The organism is Microbispora sp. NBC_01389 (genome assembly GCF_045040095.1).
Taxonomy (GTDB): domain Bacteria; phylum Actinomycetota; class Actinomycetes; order Streptosporangiales; family Streptosporangiaceae; genus Microbispora.
This window is the reverse complement of record NZ_CP109552.1, coordinates 3,377,040-3,394,811: the sequence shown is the minus strand read 5'-3', so window position 1 is coordinate 3,394,811 and position 17,772 is coordinate 3,377,040. Positions and strand designations below refer to the sequence as shown.

Below are 17,772 nucleotides of genomic sequence, written 5' to 3'. Positions count from 1 at the left end.
ACCGCACCGGCACTCGCCGGGCCGGGCATCACGGCGAAGGCAGGGATCGGCCGGGGCTCAGGTGATCTCCAGCAGGCGCTCGCGCACCGCGTAGACGACCGCCTCCATCCGGGAGTGCAGTTGCAGCTTCTCCAGGATGTTGCGGACGTGGTTCTTCACCGTGTTCTCGGAGATGAACAGGTCCTTGGCGATCTCGCGGTTGTTCATGCCCTTCGCGACCAGCCGCAGGACCTCCATCTCACGCTCGGTCAGGCGGGGGACGGGAAGCTGCGGGGGCCGCTCGGCCTCCTTGCGGCTCATGTTCGCGAACTCGGTGATCAGCTTGGCCGCCATGGCCGGGTTGATGAGCGACTGCCCCTCGTGCACCCCGCGCACCGCGTCGGGCACCTCGTCGATCTGGACGTCCTTGAGCAGATACCCGGTCGCGCCCGCCTTGATCGCTTCGAAGAGGTCCTCCTCCTCGTCGCTGACGGTCAGCATGATGATCCGGGTGCTCGGCACCGACTCCTTGATCTTCCGGGTCGCTCCGATGCCGTCCAGCTTCGGCATCCGGACGTCCATCAGGACCACGTCCGGCATCAGCCGGTCGGCGAGCTCCACCGCCTCCTGGCCGTCGCCGGCCTCGCCTACCACCTCGATGTCCGCCTCCGCGGCCAGCGCGAGCTCCAGGCTGCGGCGGATCAGTGCGTGATCGTCGACGATCAGGACACGGATCGGCTCGCTTCTACCGGCTGCTCGAGCCGCCTCGTCGGGTCGGGTCACGGAACCTCCTTGCGGGGGCCAAGGACGCTGGATCGCCATCATGACACGGGTTCCGGAGTGTTAGGGATCTTCGTCGCGCCGGACCGGGCCTCCTCCGAGGGATCGCGCGGTGCCCCGGCCCGCTGCGCGGGACCCAGGCGGCGCCTCGCTGCGTTGTCGTCGTCGGCCGGAGGCTCCGCTCCGACCTCCTCCTCCGCCTTGCGATGCATCCACCTGGATCCCCGCGCGTCCGTCGGGGCCGGGGACCGCACGAGGACCTGCCTCAGGGCTCGACGAGCCTGAGCAGACCGTAGTCGTAGCCCCGCCGCCGGTAGACGACGCTGGGCAGTCCCCCCTCCTTGTCACGGAAGAGGTAGAAGTCGTGACCCACCAGCTCCATCTCGAGGAGCGCCTGGTCGATCGTCATGGGGTCGGCCTTGTGGAACTTCTCGCGCACGATCAGTGGTCCGTCGCCGTCCATCTCGATGGGGACGATCGGCCCGGAATCCTCGACCCGCTCCGGCTCCCGCTCCCACTCGGCGAACGCCGGGGCCGCCGGGGACGCCCGCACCGCCGCGACCTCCGCGACCGGCCCGGGCTCCTCCCGGGCGGTGCGGACCACCCCTCGGGCGTCCTCCATCACCGCCGTGAGCTCGGCCGTCGAGGGCGGGCAGTTCTTCCCGTGGTGGATCTTGCGTCGGTCGGCAAGCCGCCTCAGCCGCTCTTCGAGCTTGCCGATGGCGATGTCCAGGGCCGAGAAGCGGTCGTCCGCGCACGCCTCGGCGCGGATGACGGGGCCACGTGAGTGGATGGTGAGCTCCACCCGTTCGCGTTGCCCGCTCTGCCGGTGGTTGGACTCCTTGGAGACCTCCACATCGGCCTGGATGAGCTTGTTGTCCAGTCGTTGGATTCTGGCCAGCTTGGACGTCACGTGATCACGGAAGCGGTCACTCACTGTGGTGTGCCGTCCCTTGACGATGATTTCCACGCAAAGCCTCCCTTCGCACATCGACTGCGGTGCACGGCTTTCGGAGCACCCGTCCGGCCGACCTGGTCTTCGTCCCCACATCCGCCTGCTGAGGGGTTCGCAGCTCAGTCGCCACTACTGCCCTTCTCCTCTTGCGGGGGACATCTGGACCCCCGGGAGGGCAGGACTTACCTCTAAGCCGCACCGTGATCGGTCGACCAAGAGTCGCCTTACGTGGACCGTTTCGCCTGCGGCTGGCATCGGCTTGCCAGGCCGGACCCCACGAGGGAGTCGGCCCGGCGCAACCACGGACCCGGACGGGTGCCATGTCTGAACGCTAGTCGCTACCGACATGGATGTCAGCCAAGAGGAGAGCCGGACGATCACTTTGCGTGATCCGGGTTGCCGTCTCACCCTTGGAAAACTCGCGGTCATATTCCTGGAATCCCCGCAGATCCGGTGTCCACACCTCCACCGAGCAGGTGGCTCGCCGAATCCTCCGCCTCGCCGTCTCCTCGGCGGCGAGGAGACGGCGAGGGGCGAATCCGCCTCAAGCTTTACCATCCGTGATTATCGGCAATGTGGCGCTTCCGGCGTGTCGCGCCATACGGGACACGCCGGGGGGTGGCGGCGATCGTCACCGCCGCCGACGGTGCGACGCCCGCCGCGCGCAGCGCCCGCGCGGCCTCCGCCAGCGTCGCCCCGGTCGTGACGACGTCGTCCACCAGGACGACCCGGAACCCCACACCACGCCCTGTGCCGCTGTGAGACGGCCCCAGCGTCCCCGCGGCGCGAAGATCCGCCCGGGAGCCCCCCGGCAGGCCGTCGGCCCGCTCCGTCCGCCACAGAGCGCGGAGCGCGGCAAGGGGCTGCGGAGCGCGGAGCGCGACTCCTGGCGGCTGCGGAGCGCGGAGCGCGAGTGTAAGGGGTTCCAGGGCGCGGAGATCGACTTCGAAGGCTCCGGAGAGGTTGGCGGCCCGCTCCAGCGAGCCCAGGCCCGCCTGGTCGGCCACCCGCCGGCGCTGCCGCAGCAGCGGCGCGAGCACGGCGGGGCGGCCCCGCGCGCACAACTCCCGGGCGGCGGCCGTCGCGACGGCGCGCACCGGGTCGTGCCCCCGGCGGCGGACGGCGGCCCGGGCGCTCGGCACCGGCACCAGCCACGTCACCGGCACCGGGCCTGCCGGCCCCACTCCTGCCCGGCCCCCGCCCGCCAGGACTCCAGACGTCGGCCCCGCTCCTGCCCGGCTCCCGCCCGCCGGGCCCTCCGCGCGCTCCGTCGCCGCCTCGGCCTCGGCCTGCCAGGCGGCGACGCAGGTCGCCACGCAGGCGGCCAGGACCGGCACCAGAGCCGTACGGCCGCGTTCCTTGCAGGCGAGGATCATCCGGCGGGCCGCGCCCTCGTAGGCGGTGGCCGACCAGCAGTCCGGCAGGCCCGGCGGCGCCGGGTCCGGCGGTCGTGGAGCCGCCTCCCCGAGCAGCCTCGCCAGGCAGGACGGGCAGGCCGTCGCGCCCCACGCGCCGCATCCGGCGCAGCGGGGCGGGAAAATCAGGTCGAGCAGCGCCGGCACCACGCGCCCAGCATCCCGCCCGCCACCGACATTCCGGCGGGACGGCCGGTCAGCCGAGGGGATAGACCGGATTGGTGGCGCCCTCCTTGGCGAGCTGGTTCCAGGCCTGCTTGTCGGTGCTGTAGCTGATCACCTGGCCCTCGTCGGCCGCGGCGATCACGTGGTCGGGGGCGGCGGCGATCGACTCGATCTTCGAATCCAGCTTGATGGGCCCGGCGTCCGGGTCCGTCCTGCCCTCCATCACCGACCACGGGGTCAGCTCCTGGCCGCTCTTGACCTTGGACAGCACGAGCAGATCGGTGGCATCCTGCCAGGCGATGTCCTCGATCTGCTGGTCGTCGCGCGAGTCGATGAGCGTCCGCACGTCGTCGATCCGCACCTGCTCGCCGAGGCGGAGAATCGTGCCGACCCGCACAGAGGTGCCGAGCCCGTCGTCGAGGATGGCGGCGACCCTCGCCCCGTCGCGGGAGACCCGCAGCTTGATGATGCGCCCGTACGACAGCTCCTCGGAGATCTCCACCCTGCGGGGCTGGCCGGCGACCGCCGTCCAGACGCGGCTCTCGTGCGCGCTCACCTTCTCGGCCGACCAGACGGCGCCGTACCGGTCCCAGGAGGGCGGGCTCATGTTCCGGCCGGCGATCCACCGCTGCCAGGCGCTGCCCGGCGTCATCGGCGCGACGTAGACGCCGTCGCCGTTGACCAGGGCCGCCACCGAGACCGGATACTGGGTCAGGACGGCCGGCTCGGTGAACTTCCCGGCCTGCTCGCCCGCCGCGCCCGGCACGGGGGTGCCGGCGCCCTTCTCCTTGTACTGCAGCAGCCTGCCGCCCTGCATGTAGTAGGCCTGCGGCGAACCGGTCAGCACGTTCGGGTCGTAGGCGTGGTAGTCGGCGGGCCGGAACCGGACGCCGGGGCTGCTGCCGTTGACGCGGATCTCCACGGTACGGCCGGTCACCAGGTCGCCGAGCGTCCACACGAGTTGCGCCTTGAGCGCGTCGAGGCGGTCGACCGGCACCGTGTCCACCTGGGAGGTGAAGTCGACCACGACCGTGTCGCCCTCGACGGTGATCCGGTTGAGGTCGGTGCCGGCCGGGAAGGCGCTGCGCACCGCGCTCGCGATCGACGAGGTCGGCCCGGCGAGCAGGCGGCGGACCCGCGTCTCGGGCACCCCCCTGCTCGGCTCGATGGGCACCCACACCCGGTCGGCCACCAGCCCCGTCGCCGGAATTGCCGGGGGATAGTACAGATCCACCCGCCGGTAGGCCCGCCGCACGTCGTCGCTCGACAGCAGACGAGCGTCCGGCGGGATGTCGATCCGCCACTCGGCGCCCACCTTGACCAGGGTGAACGGCTCGACGAGGGTGCCGGTCGCGGGGTTGTACCTGCCCTCGGAGTCGATCGTGGCGACCTTCGTCCCCTTCAGCGTCACCGTCGTCCGGGTGGCGTGCTCGAGGTCCTGCGTACGGTCCGGCTCGATCTTGCCCTCGTAGACGCGGGTCTGCCGCCTGGGGTTCCAGCGCTGGGCCGCGCCCTGGGTGAGGTACTGCTTGGCGATCCGCAACTCGGCGTCGTCGAAGGAGGCCATGGCGGCCTGGAAGCCCTTGACGATGTCGTCGGGCGACGCGCCCTGCTTCGGCGGCTCCGCGATGATCCGCACGTACGGCTCGCTGAGCGTGTCCTTGGTCTTGTCCTCCTGGGCGAGGCGGGGGCCGCTCGTCGGCACGGTGGCGCAGCCCGCCCCGCCGCCGGCCAGCACGAGGACCACGCCCGCGAACGCCGCGAGGCGGCGGGTCACCGCGCCGCGACGCTCAGTCGGCATCGAAACCGCCCGCCTCGGCGCTCTCCCGCACGCGGGGCCCGGCCTCGGAGATCGCGCCGACGGCGGGGGTCAGGACCGGCGTGGTGTGGCCGCGCCAGGTGCGCCGCATCTCCACCTCCGGCGGGACCAGCGGGAGCGGCGATCCGCGCAGCGGCGCCCCCGCGACACGCGGCAGCGACAGGCGGAACTGGCTGCCCTCGCCCGCGGCGCCCCACGCCTGGAGCCAGCCGCCGTGCAGCATCGCGTCCTCCCGCGAGATCGCCAGCCCGAGACCCGTGCCGCCGATGGTGCGGGCACGCGAGGGATCGGCCCGCCAGAAGCGGTCGAAGACCATGTTCTCCTCGCCCGGCTTCAGGCCGACCCCGTGGTCGCGTACGGCCACGGCCACGGCGTCGCGGTCGGCGCCGAGCGTGACCACGATCTCGCGGCCCTCTCCGTGCTCGATGGCGTTGAACAGCAGGTTGCGCAGGATGCGCTCGACCCTGCGGAAGTCCACCTCGGCCATGCAGGGCTCGTTGGGCAGGCGCAGCTCGAACCGGGTGGCCTGGCGCTCCGCCAGCGTCTCGGAGTCGCCCACCGCGCGCAGCACCACGTCGCGCATGTCGACGGGGTCCAGGTCGAGGGTCGCGGCCCCCGCGTCGTACCGGCTGATCTCCAGCAGGTCGGCGAGCATGGACTCGAAGCGTTCGAGCTGGTTCTGCATCAGCTCGGCCGCCCGCGCCGACGAGGGGTCGAAGTCCTCGCGGCCCTCGTACAGCAGGTCGGCGGCCATGCGGACGGTCGTCAGCGGCGTACGCAGCTCGTGCGAGACGTCGGAGACGAACTGGCGCTGCACCTGGGAGAGCTCCTCCAGCTGGTGGATCTTCACGGCCAGGTTGGAGGCCATCTCGTTGAACGAGGTGGCCAGCCGGGCGAGGTCGTCCTCACCGCGCACCTTGAGCCGCTCCTCCAGGCGGCCGGCCGCCAGCCGTTCCGCCGCCTGACGCGCGAGCCGTACGGGGATCACCACCTGGCGGGTGACGAGCGAGGCGACGCCCGCGAGCAGCAGCACGAGCGCGGCGCCCGCGCCGATCAGCATCCGCTGGACCGCCTGGAAGGTCTTCTCCTCGTCGCCCAGCGGGAAGACGTGGTAGATCTCGTAGGTCCCGTTGACCATGGCGCCGACCACCAGGGCGGGCTCGGGCTGCTTGGCGCCGATGTAGCGCACCGTCACGGTCTGGTGCCACAGAGGGTGGTCCTCGTCGCTGTTCCGGACGTCCGCCCGGAGGGACGCGGGGATGCTCAGCGGGTCGATCTGGCCGGAGACCCTGCCCTGCCCGACCATGCTCGTGTTGTAGATGACGACGTCGTAGCGGCCGCCGGAGCGGTCCGCCAGCGCCTGGGCCGCCGTGTCGGCGGGGTCGCCCACCGGGCCGGGCGCCGTACCGTCCTGCCCGGTGTCGCCGATGTCGGAGAGCCGGCTCAGGTAACCGCTCGCGGTGGCGTTGTTGGCCTGCGACTCCGCGACCGCGGACACCTCGCTGGCCTTGTGCACCGACGCGTAGATCGACTGCATCAGGAACACGCCGAGGACGACCACGACGGCCATCGACAGCACCAGCGTGCTGGTGACGACGCGGAGCTGGAGCGAGCGCCGCCAGACCCTCCGGAGCCGGCCAGCGAGACGGCGCGCGCGTCTGCGGACCCCACGGGCGATCTGACCGGGGGTCCGGCGGCGGGACTTTCTCGCGGGTGCCGGCATGGTGGGAGCGGGCGCCTAAGCGGGGCCGGCCTTGTAACCCACCCCGCGCACCGTGACCACGATCTCCGGGTGCTCGGGGTCCTTCTCGATCTTCGCGCGCAGGCGCTGGACGTGCACGTTCACGAGGCGGGTGTCGGCGGCGTGCCGGTAACCCCAGACCTGCTCCAGCAGCACCTCGCGGGTGAAGACCTGGCGGGGCTTGCGCGCCAGCGCGACCAGCAGGTCGAACTCCAGCGGCGTGAGGTTGATGGCCTCCTCGCCGCGCTTGACCGAGTGACCGGCCACGTCGATCGTGATGTCGCCGATCTGGAGGATCTCGGGGGTGGGCTCGTCGGTGCGGCGCAGGCGGGCGCGCACCCGGGCGACGAGTTCCTTCGGCTTGAACGGCTTGACGATGTAGTCGTCGGCGCCGGACTCCAGGCCGAGGACCACGTCGATGGTGTCGCTCTTGGCCGTCAGCATGACGATGGGGACCCCGGACTCGGCCCGGATGCGGCGGCAGACGTCGATGCCGTCGGCGCCGGGGAGCATCAGGTCGAGCAGGACGAGATCCGGCCGGGTGTCCCGGAACGCGTCGAGCGCCTTGTCGCCGTCGGACACGAATGACGGTTCGAAACCCTCCCCGCGCAAGACGATGCCGAGCATCTCGGCGAGAGCTGCGTCGTCGTCGACGACGAGCACACGTCCTTTCATGGCCCCTCATTCGTACGCGTTTGGGAGATTTGGGCGTTTGTCACAGGTACCCCCGCAGGCTACCGGTGGCCGCCGCTCGGGTGTTACACGACCATGACAGAGGTTGGAGTTTAGGCGGGATGGAGCGTGGGCGCAGCAGACCATGGCCGGGATTATTTGACCAGATGCGGTCACACCGGCGGGAATCCCGTGGTGCGGTCACGTTCCAAGTGTGCGCCCGCGTCCCGTTTTCGGCCATCCCCGTTGTCGGCTCGCTTCCGCCTGTGAAGGGACGCTTGGTGATCACGCGGCACACGCACGTACATCATGCCAGGATTGGGACATGACTGACGGCCCCGGCTCCTCCCCCGACGTGCCCTCCGGCTGGGCGGCCGAGCAACCTCCGCCGTACGGCGGAGCCGCCGGGACCGGTGGTACGGGCGAATCCTGGGCCGCCCCCGGCGGCCGGGAAGGCCCCGCCGGCCCCCAGACCGGCCCGTACGGCCAGCCCATTTCCTATGGTCAGCCCGGCCCGTACGGCCAGCCCGGTCAGCCCGGACACCCTGGTCAGCCCGGCCCTTCCGGCCCGTACGGCCAAGCTGGTCAGCCCGGATACGGCCAGCAGTACGGGCAGCCCGGATACGGCCAGACCGGGCCGTATGGTCCGGGCCCGCAGGCGGGCGGGCCGCACCACGGGTCCGGTCCCCACGCCCAAGGTCCCCACGCCCAGGGCCCGTACGCCCAGGGCCCGTACGTCCAGGGCCCCTACGGACAGCGCCCGCCCGACGCGCCCCGTCCGGGGATCATCCCGCTGCGCCCGCTGACGCTCGGCGACATCTTGGACGGCACGATCAAGCTGATCCGCTCGAACCCGAAGGCCACGCTCGGCCTGTCGGCGATCGTGGCGGCCGTCGCCTCGATCCCGGGCGCACTCGGCCAGGCGGTCGGCCTCGGCATGGTCGGGACAACGCTGGAAAGCTTCGGCTCCGGTTCCTACGGGACGACCACCTCATCCGCGCTCCCGGTCGTCGGCGTGGCCGCGCAGTACGTCGGCGCGATCATCACCTACATCATGACGTTCCTGGGCACGATGATCCTCACGGGCATCCTCACCCGGGTGCTCGGCCGCGCGGTGTTCGGCGGCCGGATCACGGTGGGTGAGGCCTGGCGGCTCGCACGGTCGCGGGTGCTCGCCCTGCTGGGGCTGGCTTTGCTGCAGGCCCTCATCCTCATGGCGCCGCTGCTCGTTCTCCTCGCGCTCCTCGTGGCCCTGGGGCTGGGTGACACGACGGCGGGCGCCTTCGTGACCGTCAGTCTGGTGTTCGTCCTGGCCTACATCCCGTACGCCGCCTTCTTCTACACCCGCTTCTCGCTGGCGGCCCCGGCCGTCGTGCTGGAGGGCCGCGGGGTCACCGACGCGATGGCCCGGTCGTGGCGGCTGGTGAAGGGCGGCAGCTGGCGGGTGTTCGGCATCCTGGTGCTCGCCGCCGTGCTCGCGGGCATCACCTCCAGCGTGCTGGGCGTCCCGTTCACGATCGGCGGTTCCCTGATCGGGATGTTCGGCGGCGGCACGGTCGCCGCCACGGCGCTCACCACGGTCCTCCTGGCCGCGGGCAGCGTCGTCGCCTCCATGATCACCTATCCCTTCCAGGCGGGCGTGGCCGGGCTCCTCTACGCCGACCGGCGGATGCGGGCCGAGGCGTTCGACCTCGTGCTGCAGACGGCGGCCGCGCAGAACCAGTCGCAGGGCTGGGTCCACACCGGCGTCGACGACCTGTGGCACCCGAGCCACGCGGCCGCGGCGGGACCGGCGCCCGGCCCCGGATCTCCACCCTACGACGGGACCCCACCCGGAGCCTCGCCGTACTACGGAACCCCACCCGGGGCCTCGCCCTACTACGGAACCCCGCCGAACGGACCGCAGGGGTGACGACGGTGCCGTTCGCACCGCTCGCCGCGTCGTTCGTGCCGTCGTTCGTGCCGTCGCTTGTGCCGTCGTTCGTGCCGTCGTTCGCCTCGCCCGTCGACATCGGCCGCGACCAGGCCGCAGGCGAGGCGGCGCGCGAGCTGTCGAGGATGGCCTACCAGCACGAGCCGCTGTTCGACCGGTTACGGCGGAAGTTCCTCCAGTTCATCGGTGACCTGATGAGCGGCGACGGGGCGGGCACGGGCGGCGTGCTGTCGCTCGTGGTGATCGTCGTCGTCCTGGTCGTCCTCGCCCTGCTGCTCCTGTGGGCCCTGCGCCGCTTCTCCGGCTCGGGGAGGGCGGAGCCGGGTGCCGTGTTCGGACGACGCGAGCGGACGGCCGCCGAGCACAGGTCGGAGGCCGAACGCCTGGCGGCCGAGGAGGACTGGGCCGGGGCCGTCCGGGAACGGTTGCGCGCCGTCGCCCGCGACCTGGAGGAGCGCGCCGTCGTCGCCCCGCTGCCGGGTCGTACGGCGATGGAGCTCGCCGAGGCCGCCGGGCAGGCGCTGCCGTCCCACGCGGCGGACCTGCGGGCGGCGGCACGCCTGTTCGACGACGTCACGTACGGCGAGGCCGGCGGCACCCGCGAGGAATACCTGACGCTCGCCGCCCTGGACGAGCGCCTGCGATCGGCCCGCACGGGCGTGACGGCATGACCATGCGCACACGCCTCCGACGCCGGCGGACGGCGAGGATCACACCGATGACGCTCGCGCCGGACGTGACCCCATGACCGAGACCGCAACGAGGGCGCGGCGGGGCCGGGGGACGGCCTGGGGCGCGCTGGTGGTGCTGCTCGTGCTGGGCGCGGCGGCGCTGCCCGCGTTGCTCGCACCGGACCGGCCCGCCGGGTGGCTCCTGGACCCGGCCGACACCTCGGTCTTCGGGAGCGCCGCCCTCGCCCATCTGCTCGAAGCGCACGGGGTGGAGGTCGTCCGGGTGGAGACGGCCGGTGCGGCGGTGGCCGCCGCGGGGCCCGAGACCCTGCTGCTGATCACCGAGGCGAGCCTGCTCGGTGACCGGGACGCCGCCGTCCGGCTGGCCGAGGCGCCCGGCGACCGGCTCATCGCCGGACACGCGTCCTTCCTCGACGTCCTCGCCCCCGGCCTGAACAGGGAGAGCGTCGAGCGCGCCCGCTCCCGGGCGCCCCGGTGCGCGCTGCGGGAGGCCGTGCGGGCCGGTGACGCCTTCACCGGCGGAATCTCCTTCTCCAGCCCGCCCGGGTCCACGGGCTGCTACCCGGCGGGCGACGGCCACACGCTGGTCCGTTACACGGAGAACGGGCACACGGTGACCGCGCTGGGCGACGCGACGTTCATGACCAACCTGTGGCTCGCGGACGACGGCAACGCGGCGCTCGCGCTGAACCTGGCCGGTGCGCGGCCGAAGCTGATCTGGCTCGCCCAGGCCGGCGATCCCGCCGACGACGGCGCGACAGGGGCGGACGGCGAACCGGCGAGGTCGCTCGGCGACCTCATCCCGGGCGGCGTCAACTGGGCGGTCTTCCAGCTCGTCGTCGCGGTGGCCGTGACCGCCCTGTGGCGGGCGCGCCGCCTCGGGCCGGTCGTGACCGAGCGTCTTCCCGTGGTCGTACGGGCCTCGGAGACCGTGGAGGGGCGGGGCCTGCTCTACCGATCCCGCCGGGCCAGGGACCGCGCCGCCCTCGCCCTGCGGGCCGCCGCCGCCGACCGGCTCGCCCCTCTCCTGGGCGTGCCGCGTACGGCGACGGCCGAGGAGGTGGCCGACGCCGCGGCGGCGCGTACCGGGCAGGACCCGGGACCGGTGCGGGCGCTGCTGTGCGGTCCCGAACCGGCCGACGACGCCGCACTGGTGGCCCTCGCCGCCGACCTGGACACATTGGAAAGGCAGGTTCGAGACTCGTGACCACCCCCGGACCGGGCGCCGCCCCCTCGGCGTCGTCCCCCGTGCCCCCGGCCACCCCACCGCCGATGCCGCCGGCGCCCTCGACGCCCTCGACGCAGCCGGTTCCGTCGTCCGCGTCGCTTCCGCCGCTGCCGGCGCCTCCCGGCGCCGACGCCGCGCGGGAGGCGCTGGCGGCGCTGCGCGCGGAGGTCGGCAAGGCGGTCGTAGGCCAGGACCCGGTCGTCACCGGCCTGGTCATCGCGCTGCTCTGCCGGGGGCACGTGCTGCTGGAAGGCGTGCCCGGGGTGGCCAAGACCCTGCTCGTCCGCACACTGTCGGCCACGCTCGCGCTCGACTTCAAACGCGTGCAGTTCACCCCCGACCTGATGCCGGGTGACGTGACGGGATCACTGGTCTACGACGCGCGGACGGCGGAGTTCGAGTTCCGCGAGGGACCGGTCTTCACCAACCTGCTGCTCGCCGACGAGATCAACCGCACCCCGCCGAAGACCCAGGCCGCCCTGCTGGAGGCGATGGAGGAACGACAGGTCAGCGTCGACGGAGCGGCCCGCGCGCTGCCCGACCCCTTCATCGTGGTGGCGACGCAGAACCCCGTCGAGTACGAGGGCACCTACCAGCTTCCCGAGGCGCAGCTCGACCGGTTCCTGCTCAAGCTCACCGTGCCGCTGCCGCCGCGCGAGCAGGAGATCGCCGTCCTCGAACGGCACGCGCTCGGCTTCGACCCGCGCGACCTGTCGGAGCTGAAGGCGGTGGCGTCCGCGACCGACCTCGCGGCGGGACGGCGGGCGGTCGCCCAGGTCCACGTGGGCCCGGAGGTGCTCGGCTACATCGTGGACCTCGCGCGGGCCACCCGGCAGTCGCCCTCGCTCCAGCTCGGCGTCTCGCCGCGCGGCGCCACCGCGCTGCTCGCCGCCGCGCGGGCCTGGGCCTGGCTGTCGGGCCGGTCGTACGTCACCCCCGACGACGTGAAGGCCCTCGCCCGGCCCGCCCTGCGGCACCGCGTGGGACTGCGCCCGGAGGCCGAGCTGGAGGGCGCCACCCCGGACGGCATCCTGGAGGGCATCCTGTCGGCCGTACCGGTGCCCCGGTGAGGGCCGCGTGGCGCTGACGGGGCGCGTGGGGCTGCTCGCCGCCCTCGCCGCGATCGTGGTGCTCCTCGCCCCCGAGCCCGGCCTGGTCGTGCCGGCCGCCGCGCTGGTGCTGGCCGCGCTCGTGACGGCCGACCTGCTGCTCGCGGGCGGCGTACGCGGGCTGCGCTTCCACCGGGACGGCGAGAGCCGCGTACGGCTCGGCGGGTCGCTCACGATCGGGCTGGTCGTGGACAACCCCGGCCCGCGCCGGCTGCGGGGCGTGCTGCGCGACGCCTGGCAGCCCTCGGCCGGGGCCGCCCCACGGCGGCAGGCGCTCGACGTGCCGCCCGGCGAGCGACGGCGCCTGGTCACGACGCTGACGCCCGTACGCAGGGGTGACCGGGAGGCCGTGGCCGTGACGGTGCGCTCGGTCGGGCCGCTGGGCCTGGCGGCGCGGCAGCGGACGTTCGAGGCGCCGTGGACCGTCCGGGTGCTGCCGCCGTTCCTCAGCCGCAGGCATCTGCCGGCGCGGCTGGCCCGCCTGCGCGAGATGGACGGACGGCACCCGGCCCTGGTGCGCGGCCAGGGCACCGAGTTCGACTCGCTGCGCGAGTACGTGGTCGGCGACGACGTCCGCTCGATCGACTGGCGGGCGAGCGCCCGGCGCAGCGACGTCGTCGTGCGCACCTGGCGGCCGGAACGCGACCGCCGTGTGCTGATCGTGCTCGACACCGGCCGCACCTCGGCCGGCCGGATCGGGACGGCGCCCCTGGGCTTCGGACCGGACGCCGGCGCGCCGGGCCCGGAAGCGGCCGCGGGCCCCGGACGACGTCCGCGAGCCGGTTCGGGAGCCGGTTCGGGAGCCGGTTCGGGGCCTGGTTCGGGGGCCGCCGGGTGGCCCCGGCTGGACTGGTCGATGGACGCCGCGCTGCTCCTCGCGGCCCTCGCCGCGCGGGCCGGCGACCGGGTGGACTTCCTCGCCTACGACCGGGCCGTACGGGCGCAGGTGTCCGGCGCGTCGCGCACCGAACTGCTGTCGTCGATGGTGAACGCGATGGCGCCGGTCGAGGCGGAGCTGGTCGAGGCCGACGCGGCCGGGATGGCGGCGGCCGTGCTGTCCCGGGCCCGGCGGCGCTGCCTGGTGGTGCTGCTGACCGACCTGAACACGGCGGCCATGGAAGAGGGGCTGCTGCCCGTGCTGCCCCAGTTGTCGGCGCGTCACCTGGTCCTGGTCGCCGCGGTGGCCGACCCGCGGGTGGCCGAGATGGCGGCCGGGCGGGGCAGCGCCGAGGCGGTGTACGACGCCGCCGCCGCGGAACGGCTGCGCGGCGAGCGGAGCGAGGTCACGGCGACGCTGCGCCGCCAGGGCGTGGAGGTCGTCGACGCGCTGCCCGAGGACTTCGCCCCCGCGCTCGCCGACGCCTATCTCGCGCTCAAGGCCGCCGGCCGGCTGTGACTCGGCAGGTGCGGCCCGTCAGGCCGTGGGGGCCAGGTCGGGGGCGCGTTCGATGTCGCCCGTCTCGTTCCGGCGCTCCGCCCGGCGGCCGAAGACGACGACGTAGGTGAGGAACAGCGCCTCCGCGAGCGCGCCGATCGTGATGCGCGCCCAGGTCGGCAGGCCCGAGGGGGTGACCCCCGCCTCGATGAGCCCGGAGACGAACAGCACCACGACGAGGCCGAGCGCGACGCTCATCACGGCCCTGCCCTGCTCGGCCAGCGCGTCCGCCCGCCGCCTCGGGCCGGGGTCGACGACCGTCCAGCCCAGCCGCATGCCCGCCCCCGCCGCCAGGAACACCGCGGTCAGCTCCAGCATGCCGTGCGGCAGGATCAGCCCCCAGAACACGTCGGCCTTGCCGTGTGCGTGCATCAGGCCGCCGAGCACCCCGACGTTGGCCGAGTTCTGCCACAGCATCCACGGAATGGGCAGGCCGAGCAGGATCGCCGAGACCACCACCTGCATGGACAGCCAGGCGTTGTTGAGCCACACATGGCCCGCGAAGGACGCCGCCGGGTTCTCGGAGTAGTAGTCGGCGAAGTCGTGCTCGACCATCTGCCGGATCTCCTCCGGCGTGCCGACGACGCCCTGCACCGCCGGGTCGGTCGCCACCCACACGCCCATGACGTACGCCACGACGAGCGAGGCGACCGTGGCGCCGATCCACCAGCGCCGGGCCCGGTAGGCGACGACCGGGAACGACACGGTGAAGAACCGGGCCACCTCCCGCCAGGCCGGGCTGTGGGCGCCGGTGACGGCCGAGCGGGCCCGCGCGACCAGCGACGACAGGCGACCGGCGAGCAGCGCGTCGGTCGACGCGGACCGGACGATGGACAGGTGCGTGGCCGCCTGCTGGTAGAGCTCCACCAGTTCGTCGATCTCCGCGCCGCGCAGCGAGCGCCGCCGCCGTACGAGGTCGTCCAGCCGGTCCCACGACGGCTTGCTCGCGGCGACGAACGCATCGATGTCCACGGATCGGACCCTATCGACCACGGCCGCGAGGTGCGCGGCCGTGTCTGGACTGAGGAGCGCGCGGAGCGAGGAACGAGCGAGCACGCACCGAGGGAAGACACGGACTGTAGGCGCCCGAGCCGCCGTGCCGAAGGCGCGGCAATTGAACACAGTAGGGTGCGCAGTGTGTCCGAAGTCGTGACGGGTGAGGCCGTCGTCGTCGAGGTCCGCGTGGCCCAGCTGCCCAGCCGCGCCCTGGCCTTCCTGATCGATTTCGTCGCGCAGTGGACCGTGCTCATCGTGGCGGCCGTGCTGGTCTCCAACGCCTCGGTGCTGACCGACGACGCGCTGTCCGTCGCGCTGATCATCCTGTTCACCGTGCTCGTCACCGTGGGCTATCCGGTCGCGTTCGAAACGCTCACCCGGGGCCGCTCACCGGGCAAGCTCGCGCTGGGCCTGCGGGTGGTGAGCGACGACGGCGGGCCGGAACGCTTCCGGCAGGCGCTGTTCCGCGGGCTCGCCGGGTTCCTGGAGTTCTGGACGCCGTTCTTCGGCGCCCCGGCGCTCATCACCTCGCTGCTGAACCCGCGCGGCAAACGCCTGGGCGACGTGTTCGCCGGGACGATCGTCATCGGCGAGCGCGGGCCGGGCGAGACCCCGCCTCCCGAGATGCCGCCGGCGCTGGCGTCGTGGGCGGCCACGCTGGAGCTCTCCGGCCTGTCCGGCGAGCTCGCCGCCACCGCCCGGCAGTACCTCGTCCGGTGGCATCAGCTCAGCCCGCCGATGCGGGAGGAGATGGGAATGCGGGTGGCCGGTCAGGTGAGCGCGCGGATCGCGCCGCCGCCCCCGCCCGGCGTCCCGCCGTACGCCTATCTGGCCGCCGTGCTGGCCGAGCGCAGGCGTCGCGAGGAGGCGCGGCTCGCCGGAATCCGCGAGAACCGCGCCCGCTACAGAAATCGCACGCGGTACGACGCGCAGCGGCACGGCCCGCGCGGGCACGGCGCGCCCGGGGGAAATGCCCTGGTCAGCCGTCAGGTGGAGGCGCGGCAGGCCGCGCCTGGCACCCCTCGCGGAGAGGCGCCGGAAGGGCCGGCGACGACATCCGGAGGATTTGTTCCGCCGACGTAGGTGTAGACCCGCGATTGGGGGGCACCTGTGGCAATTGCAGGTCATGGGGCATCCTGCAGTGGGGTTGAGGCGGGCGCCGCCGGTGTGTTGAGGGAGAGGCCACACCGACGGTGCCCGCCTCCGTGTTGTCCCGGCCTCCACCGGCGGTCAGCGAGCGAGGACCGCCGCGACCGCCCCGCCGAACTCCTGCGGCGGCTACGCGAACCCGACGATCTCTTCATCACCGACGAGAACCGCTGGTTCACCGTGCTGGCGTTCCTCCGTCACCTCGGCGATCCCGCCCAGCAGGCCGCGGTCCTTCGGCGCAGACTCGCGTTCCTGACCCAGCCGGCGTCCTTCTTCTGGGAGGGAGACCGGCCGCTGCGGGCCGCGGACTTCGACGATCCGTTCCGCAGGGGCCTGCTCACCGTCGCCACGGCGACCAGCCGTACGGAGATCCGCTGGCTCCGGGAGACCATCGACGACCTGACCGGTCCCGGCCGTCCGGAATAGTCGTCCCGGCCGCGCGTCAGGACCCGAGCCGCCAGGAGTGGAGATACTCCTCCTGCTCGGCGGTGAGGGCGTCGATCGAGATCCCGGCGGCGGCGAGCTTCAGGCGGGCCACCTCCACGTCGATGCCGGCCGGGACGTCGTACACGCCGGGCGGCAGCCGGGACGGCTCCTCGACCAGCCAGGCGACGGTGAGGGCCTGGGCGGAGAACGACATGTCCATCACCGCGGCCGGATGGCCCTCGGCGGCGGTGAGGTTCACCAGGCGGCCCTCGGCGAGCAGGAGCAGCCTGCGGCCGTCCGCCAGGACGTACTCGTCGGTGTTGGGCCTGATGCCGAAGCGCACCTCCCGGGCCATCCCCTCCAATGCCCGCACGTCGATCTCGACGTCGAAGTGGCCCGCGTTCGCGAGGATCGCGCCGTCCTTCATGGCGGCCAGGTGCTCGGCGCGGATGACGTCGCGGTTGCCGGTGACGGTCACGAACACGTCGCCGATCTCGGCGGCCCGGCTCATCGGCCGCACGTCGTAGCCTTGCAGGGCGGCGTCGAGGGCCTTGACCGGGTCGATCTCGGTGACGACGACCCGCGCGCCGAGGCCCTTGGCCCGCTCCGCGACTCCCCTGCCGCAGAAGCCGAAGCCCGCGACGACGACGGTGCGGCCCGCGAGCAGCACGTTGGTGGCCCGCATGATGCCGTCGAGCGTCGACTGACCGGTGCCGTAGCGGTTGTCGAACATCCGCTTCGTCCGGGTGTCGTTGACCGCGACGACCGGGAAGCGCAGCGCGCCCTCCGAGGCCATCTGGCGCAGCCGGATGATCCCCGTGGTGGTCTCCTCGCAGCCGCCCAGAACGCCGTCGAGAAGCTGGACCCGCTCGGTGTGCAGGATGTTGACGAGGTCGCAGCCGTCGTCGAGGACGATGTGCGGCGCGATGTCGAGCGCCTGGTTGATGTGCCGGTAGTAGGTCGCCCTGTCGACCCCGGCGCGGGCGTGCACGGCGATGCCGTACTCCCCCAGCGCCGCGGCGACGTCGTCCTGCGTGGACAGGGGGTTCGAGGCGGCCAGGGCGATCTCGGCGCCGCCCTGCCGCAGCGCGCCCATGAGCACGGCCGTCTCGGCCGTCACGTGCAGGCAGGCGGCGATGCGCAGGCCGTCGAGCGGCCGGTCGGCGCCGAACCCGGCGCCGATGGCCTGGAGGACCGGCATCGACCGGGCCGCCCATTCGATGCGCCGCTCCCCGGCCTCCGCGATGTCCGGCTGTATCACGCCGGCCCTCCGTCTTT

General features: G+C 73.1%; 15 protein-coding genes. 7 read left to right on the top strand and 8 right to left on the bottom strand.

All coding sequences use genetic code 11. From position 1 onward, the window contains the following. Positions 1-57: 57 nt before the first annotated feature. The 6 genes from OG344_RS15440 to mtrA all read right to left on the bottom strand — a co-directional run bounded on the left by OG344_RS15440 (position 58) and on the right by mtrA (position 7,529). Complete coding sequence (locus OG344_RS15440; RefSeq protein ID WP_327043969.1) at positions 58-762, bottom strand: response regulator transcription factor; 705 nt, start codon at positions 760-762, stop codon at positions 58-60. A gap of 262 nt (positions 763-1,024) precedes the next feature. Next, complete coding sequence (hpf, locus tag OG344_RS15435; RefSeq protein ID WP_405088805.1) at positions 1,025-1,729, bottom strand: ribosome hibernation-promoting factor, HPF/YfiA family; 705 nt, start codon at positions 1,727-1,729, stop codon at positions 1,025-1,027. A 536-nt stretch (positions 1,730-2,265) separates the two neighbouring features. Continuing rightward, positions 2,266-3,279: a ComF family protein gene (locus tag OG344_RS15430; RefSeq protein WP_405088804.1), complete on the bottom strand. Its 1,014-nt coding sequence runs from the start codon at positions 3,277-3,279 to the stop codon at positions 2,266-2,268. Between the two features lie 46 nt (positions 3,280-3,325). After that, complete coding sequence (locus OG344_RS15425; RefSeq protein ID WP_405088803.1) at positions 3,326-5,095, bottom strand: LpqB family beta-propeller domain-containing protein; 1,770 nt, start codon at positions 5,093-5,095, stop codon at positions 3,326-3,328. Then, positions 5,085-6,836 (bottom strand): MtrAB system histidine kinase MtrB, encoded by a 1,752-nt coding sequence (gene mtrB / locus OG344_RS15420; RefSeq protein WP_405088802.1) that lies wholly within the window; start codon positions 6,834-6,836, stop codon positions 5,085-5,087. The genes OG344_RS15425 and mtrB overlap by 11 nt, the downstream gene beginning before the upstream one ends. Before the next feature lie 15 nt (positions 6,837-6,851). Beyond that, positions 6,852-7,529, bottom strand: a complete 678-nt coding sequence (gene mtrA / locus OG344_RS15415) for an MtrAB system response regulator MtrA (protein WP_327043964.1) — start codon at positions 7,527-7,529, stop codon at positions 6,852-6,854. A gap of 322 nt (positions 7,530-7,851) precedes the next feature. On the opposite strand from mtrA, the gene OG344_RS15410 reads away from it, so the two are divergent. From OG344_RS15410 to OG344_RS15390, 5 genes are all read left to right on the top strand, one after another. Further along, a complete protein-coding gene (locus tag OG344_RS15410; protein ID WP_405088801.1) occupies positions 7,852-9,438 on the top strand; it encodes a glycerophosphoryl diester phosphodiesterase membrane domain-containing protein in 1,587 nt (528 codons plus the stop codon). 5 nt (positions 9,439-9,443) lie between these two features. Beyond that, positions 9,444-10,130 (top strand): DUF4129 domain-containing protein, encoded by a 687-nt coding sequence (locus tag OG344_RS15405; RefSeq protein WP_405088800.1) that lies wholly within the window; start codon positions 9,444-9,446, stop codon positions 10,128-10,130. 73 nt (positions 10,131-10,203) lie between these two features. Continuing rightward, positions 10,204-11,358 (top strand): DUF4350 domain-containing protein, encoded by a 1,155-nt coding sequence (locus OG344_RS15400; RefSeq protein ID WP_405088799.1) that lies wholly within the window; start codon positions 10,204-10,206, stop codon positions 11,356-11,358. Beyond that, positions 11,355-12,449, top strand: a complete 1,095-nt coding sequence (locus OG344_RS15395) for an AAA family ATPase (RefSeq protein ID WP_405088798.1) — start codon at positions 11,355-11,357, stop codon at positions 12,447-12,449. The genes OG344_RS15400 and OG344_RS15395 overlap by 4 nt, the downstream gene beginning before the upstream one ends. A 7-nt stretch (positions 12,450-12,456) precedes the next feature. Further along, positions 12,457-13,884 (top strand): DUF58 domain-containing protein, encoded by a 1,428-nt coding sequence (locus OG344_RS15390; protein ID WP_405088797.1) that lies wholly within the window; start codon positions 12,457-12,459, stop codon positions 13,882-13,884. An 18-nt stretch (positions 13,885-13,902) separates the two neighbouring features. Here OG344_RS15390 and OG344_RS15385 read toward each other — a convergent pair whose 3' ends face one another. Next, positions 13,903-14,895, bottom strand: coding sequence for a stage II sporulation protein M (locus OG344_RS15385; protein ID WP_327043958.1), 993 nt, complete (start codon positions 14,893-14,895; stop codon positions 13,903-13,905). 165 nt (positions 14,896-15,060) lie between these two features. Between OG344_RS15385 and OG344_RS15380 the strand changes: the two genes are divergently transcribed. Together OG344_RS15380 and OG344_RS15375 are read left to right on the top strand one after the other, a co-directional pair. After that, positions 15,061-16,002 (top strand): RDD family protein, encoded by a 942-nt coding sequence (locus OG344_RS15380; protein WP_327043957.1) that lies wholly within the window; start codon positions 15,061-15,063, stop codon positions 16,000-16,002. A gap of 246 nt (positions 16,003-16,248) precedes the next feature. Then, the gene (locus tag OG344_RS15375) at positions 16,249-16,494 is read left to right on the top strand and encodes a hypothetical protein (protein WP_405088796.1); all 246 of its coding nucleotides are present in this window, start codon (positions 16,249-16,251) and stop codon (positions 16,492-16,494) included. Between the two features lie 16 nt (positions 16,495-16,510). Here OG344_RS15375 and OG344_RS15370 read toward each other — a convergent pair whose 3' ends face one another. Continuing rightward, on the bottom strand, positions 16,511-17,755 hold the full coding sequence (locus OG344_RS15370; protein ID WP_405088795.1) for an adenosylhomocysteinase: 1,245 nt from the start codon (positions 17,753-17,755) through the stop codon (positions 16,511-16,513). Between the last annotated feature and the right edge of the window lie 17 nt (positions 17,756-17,772).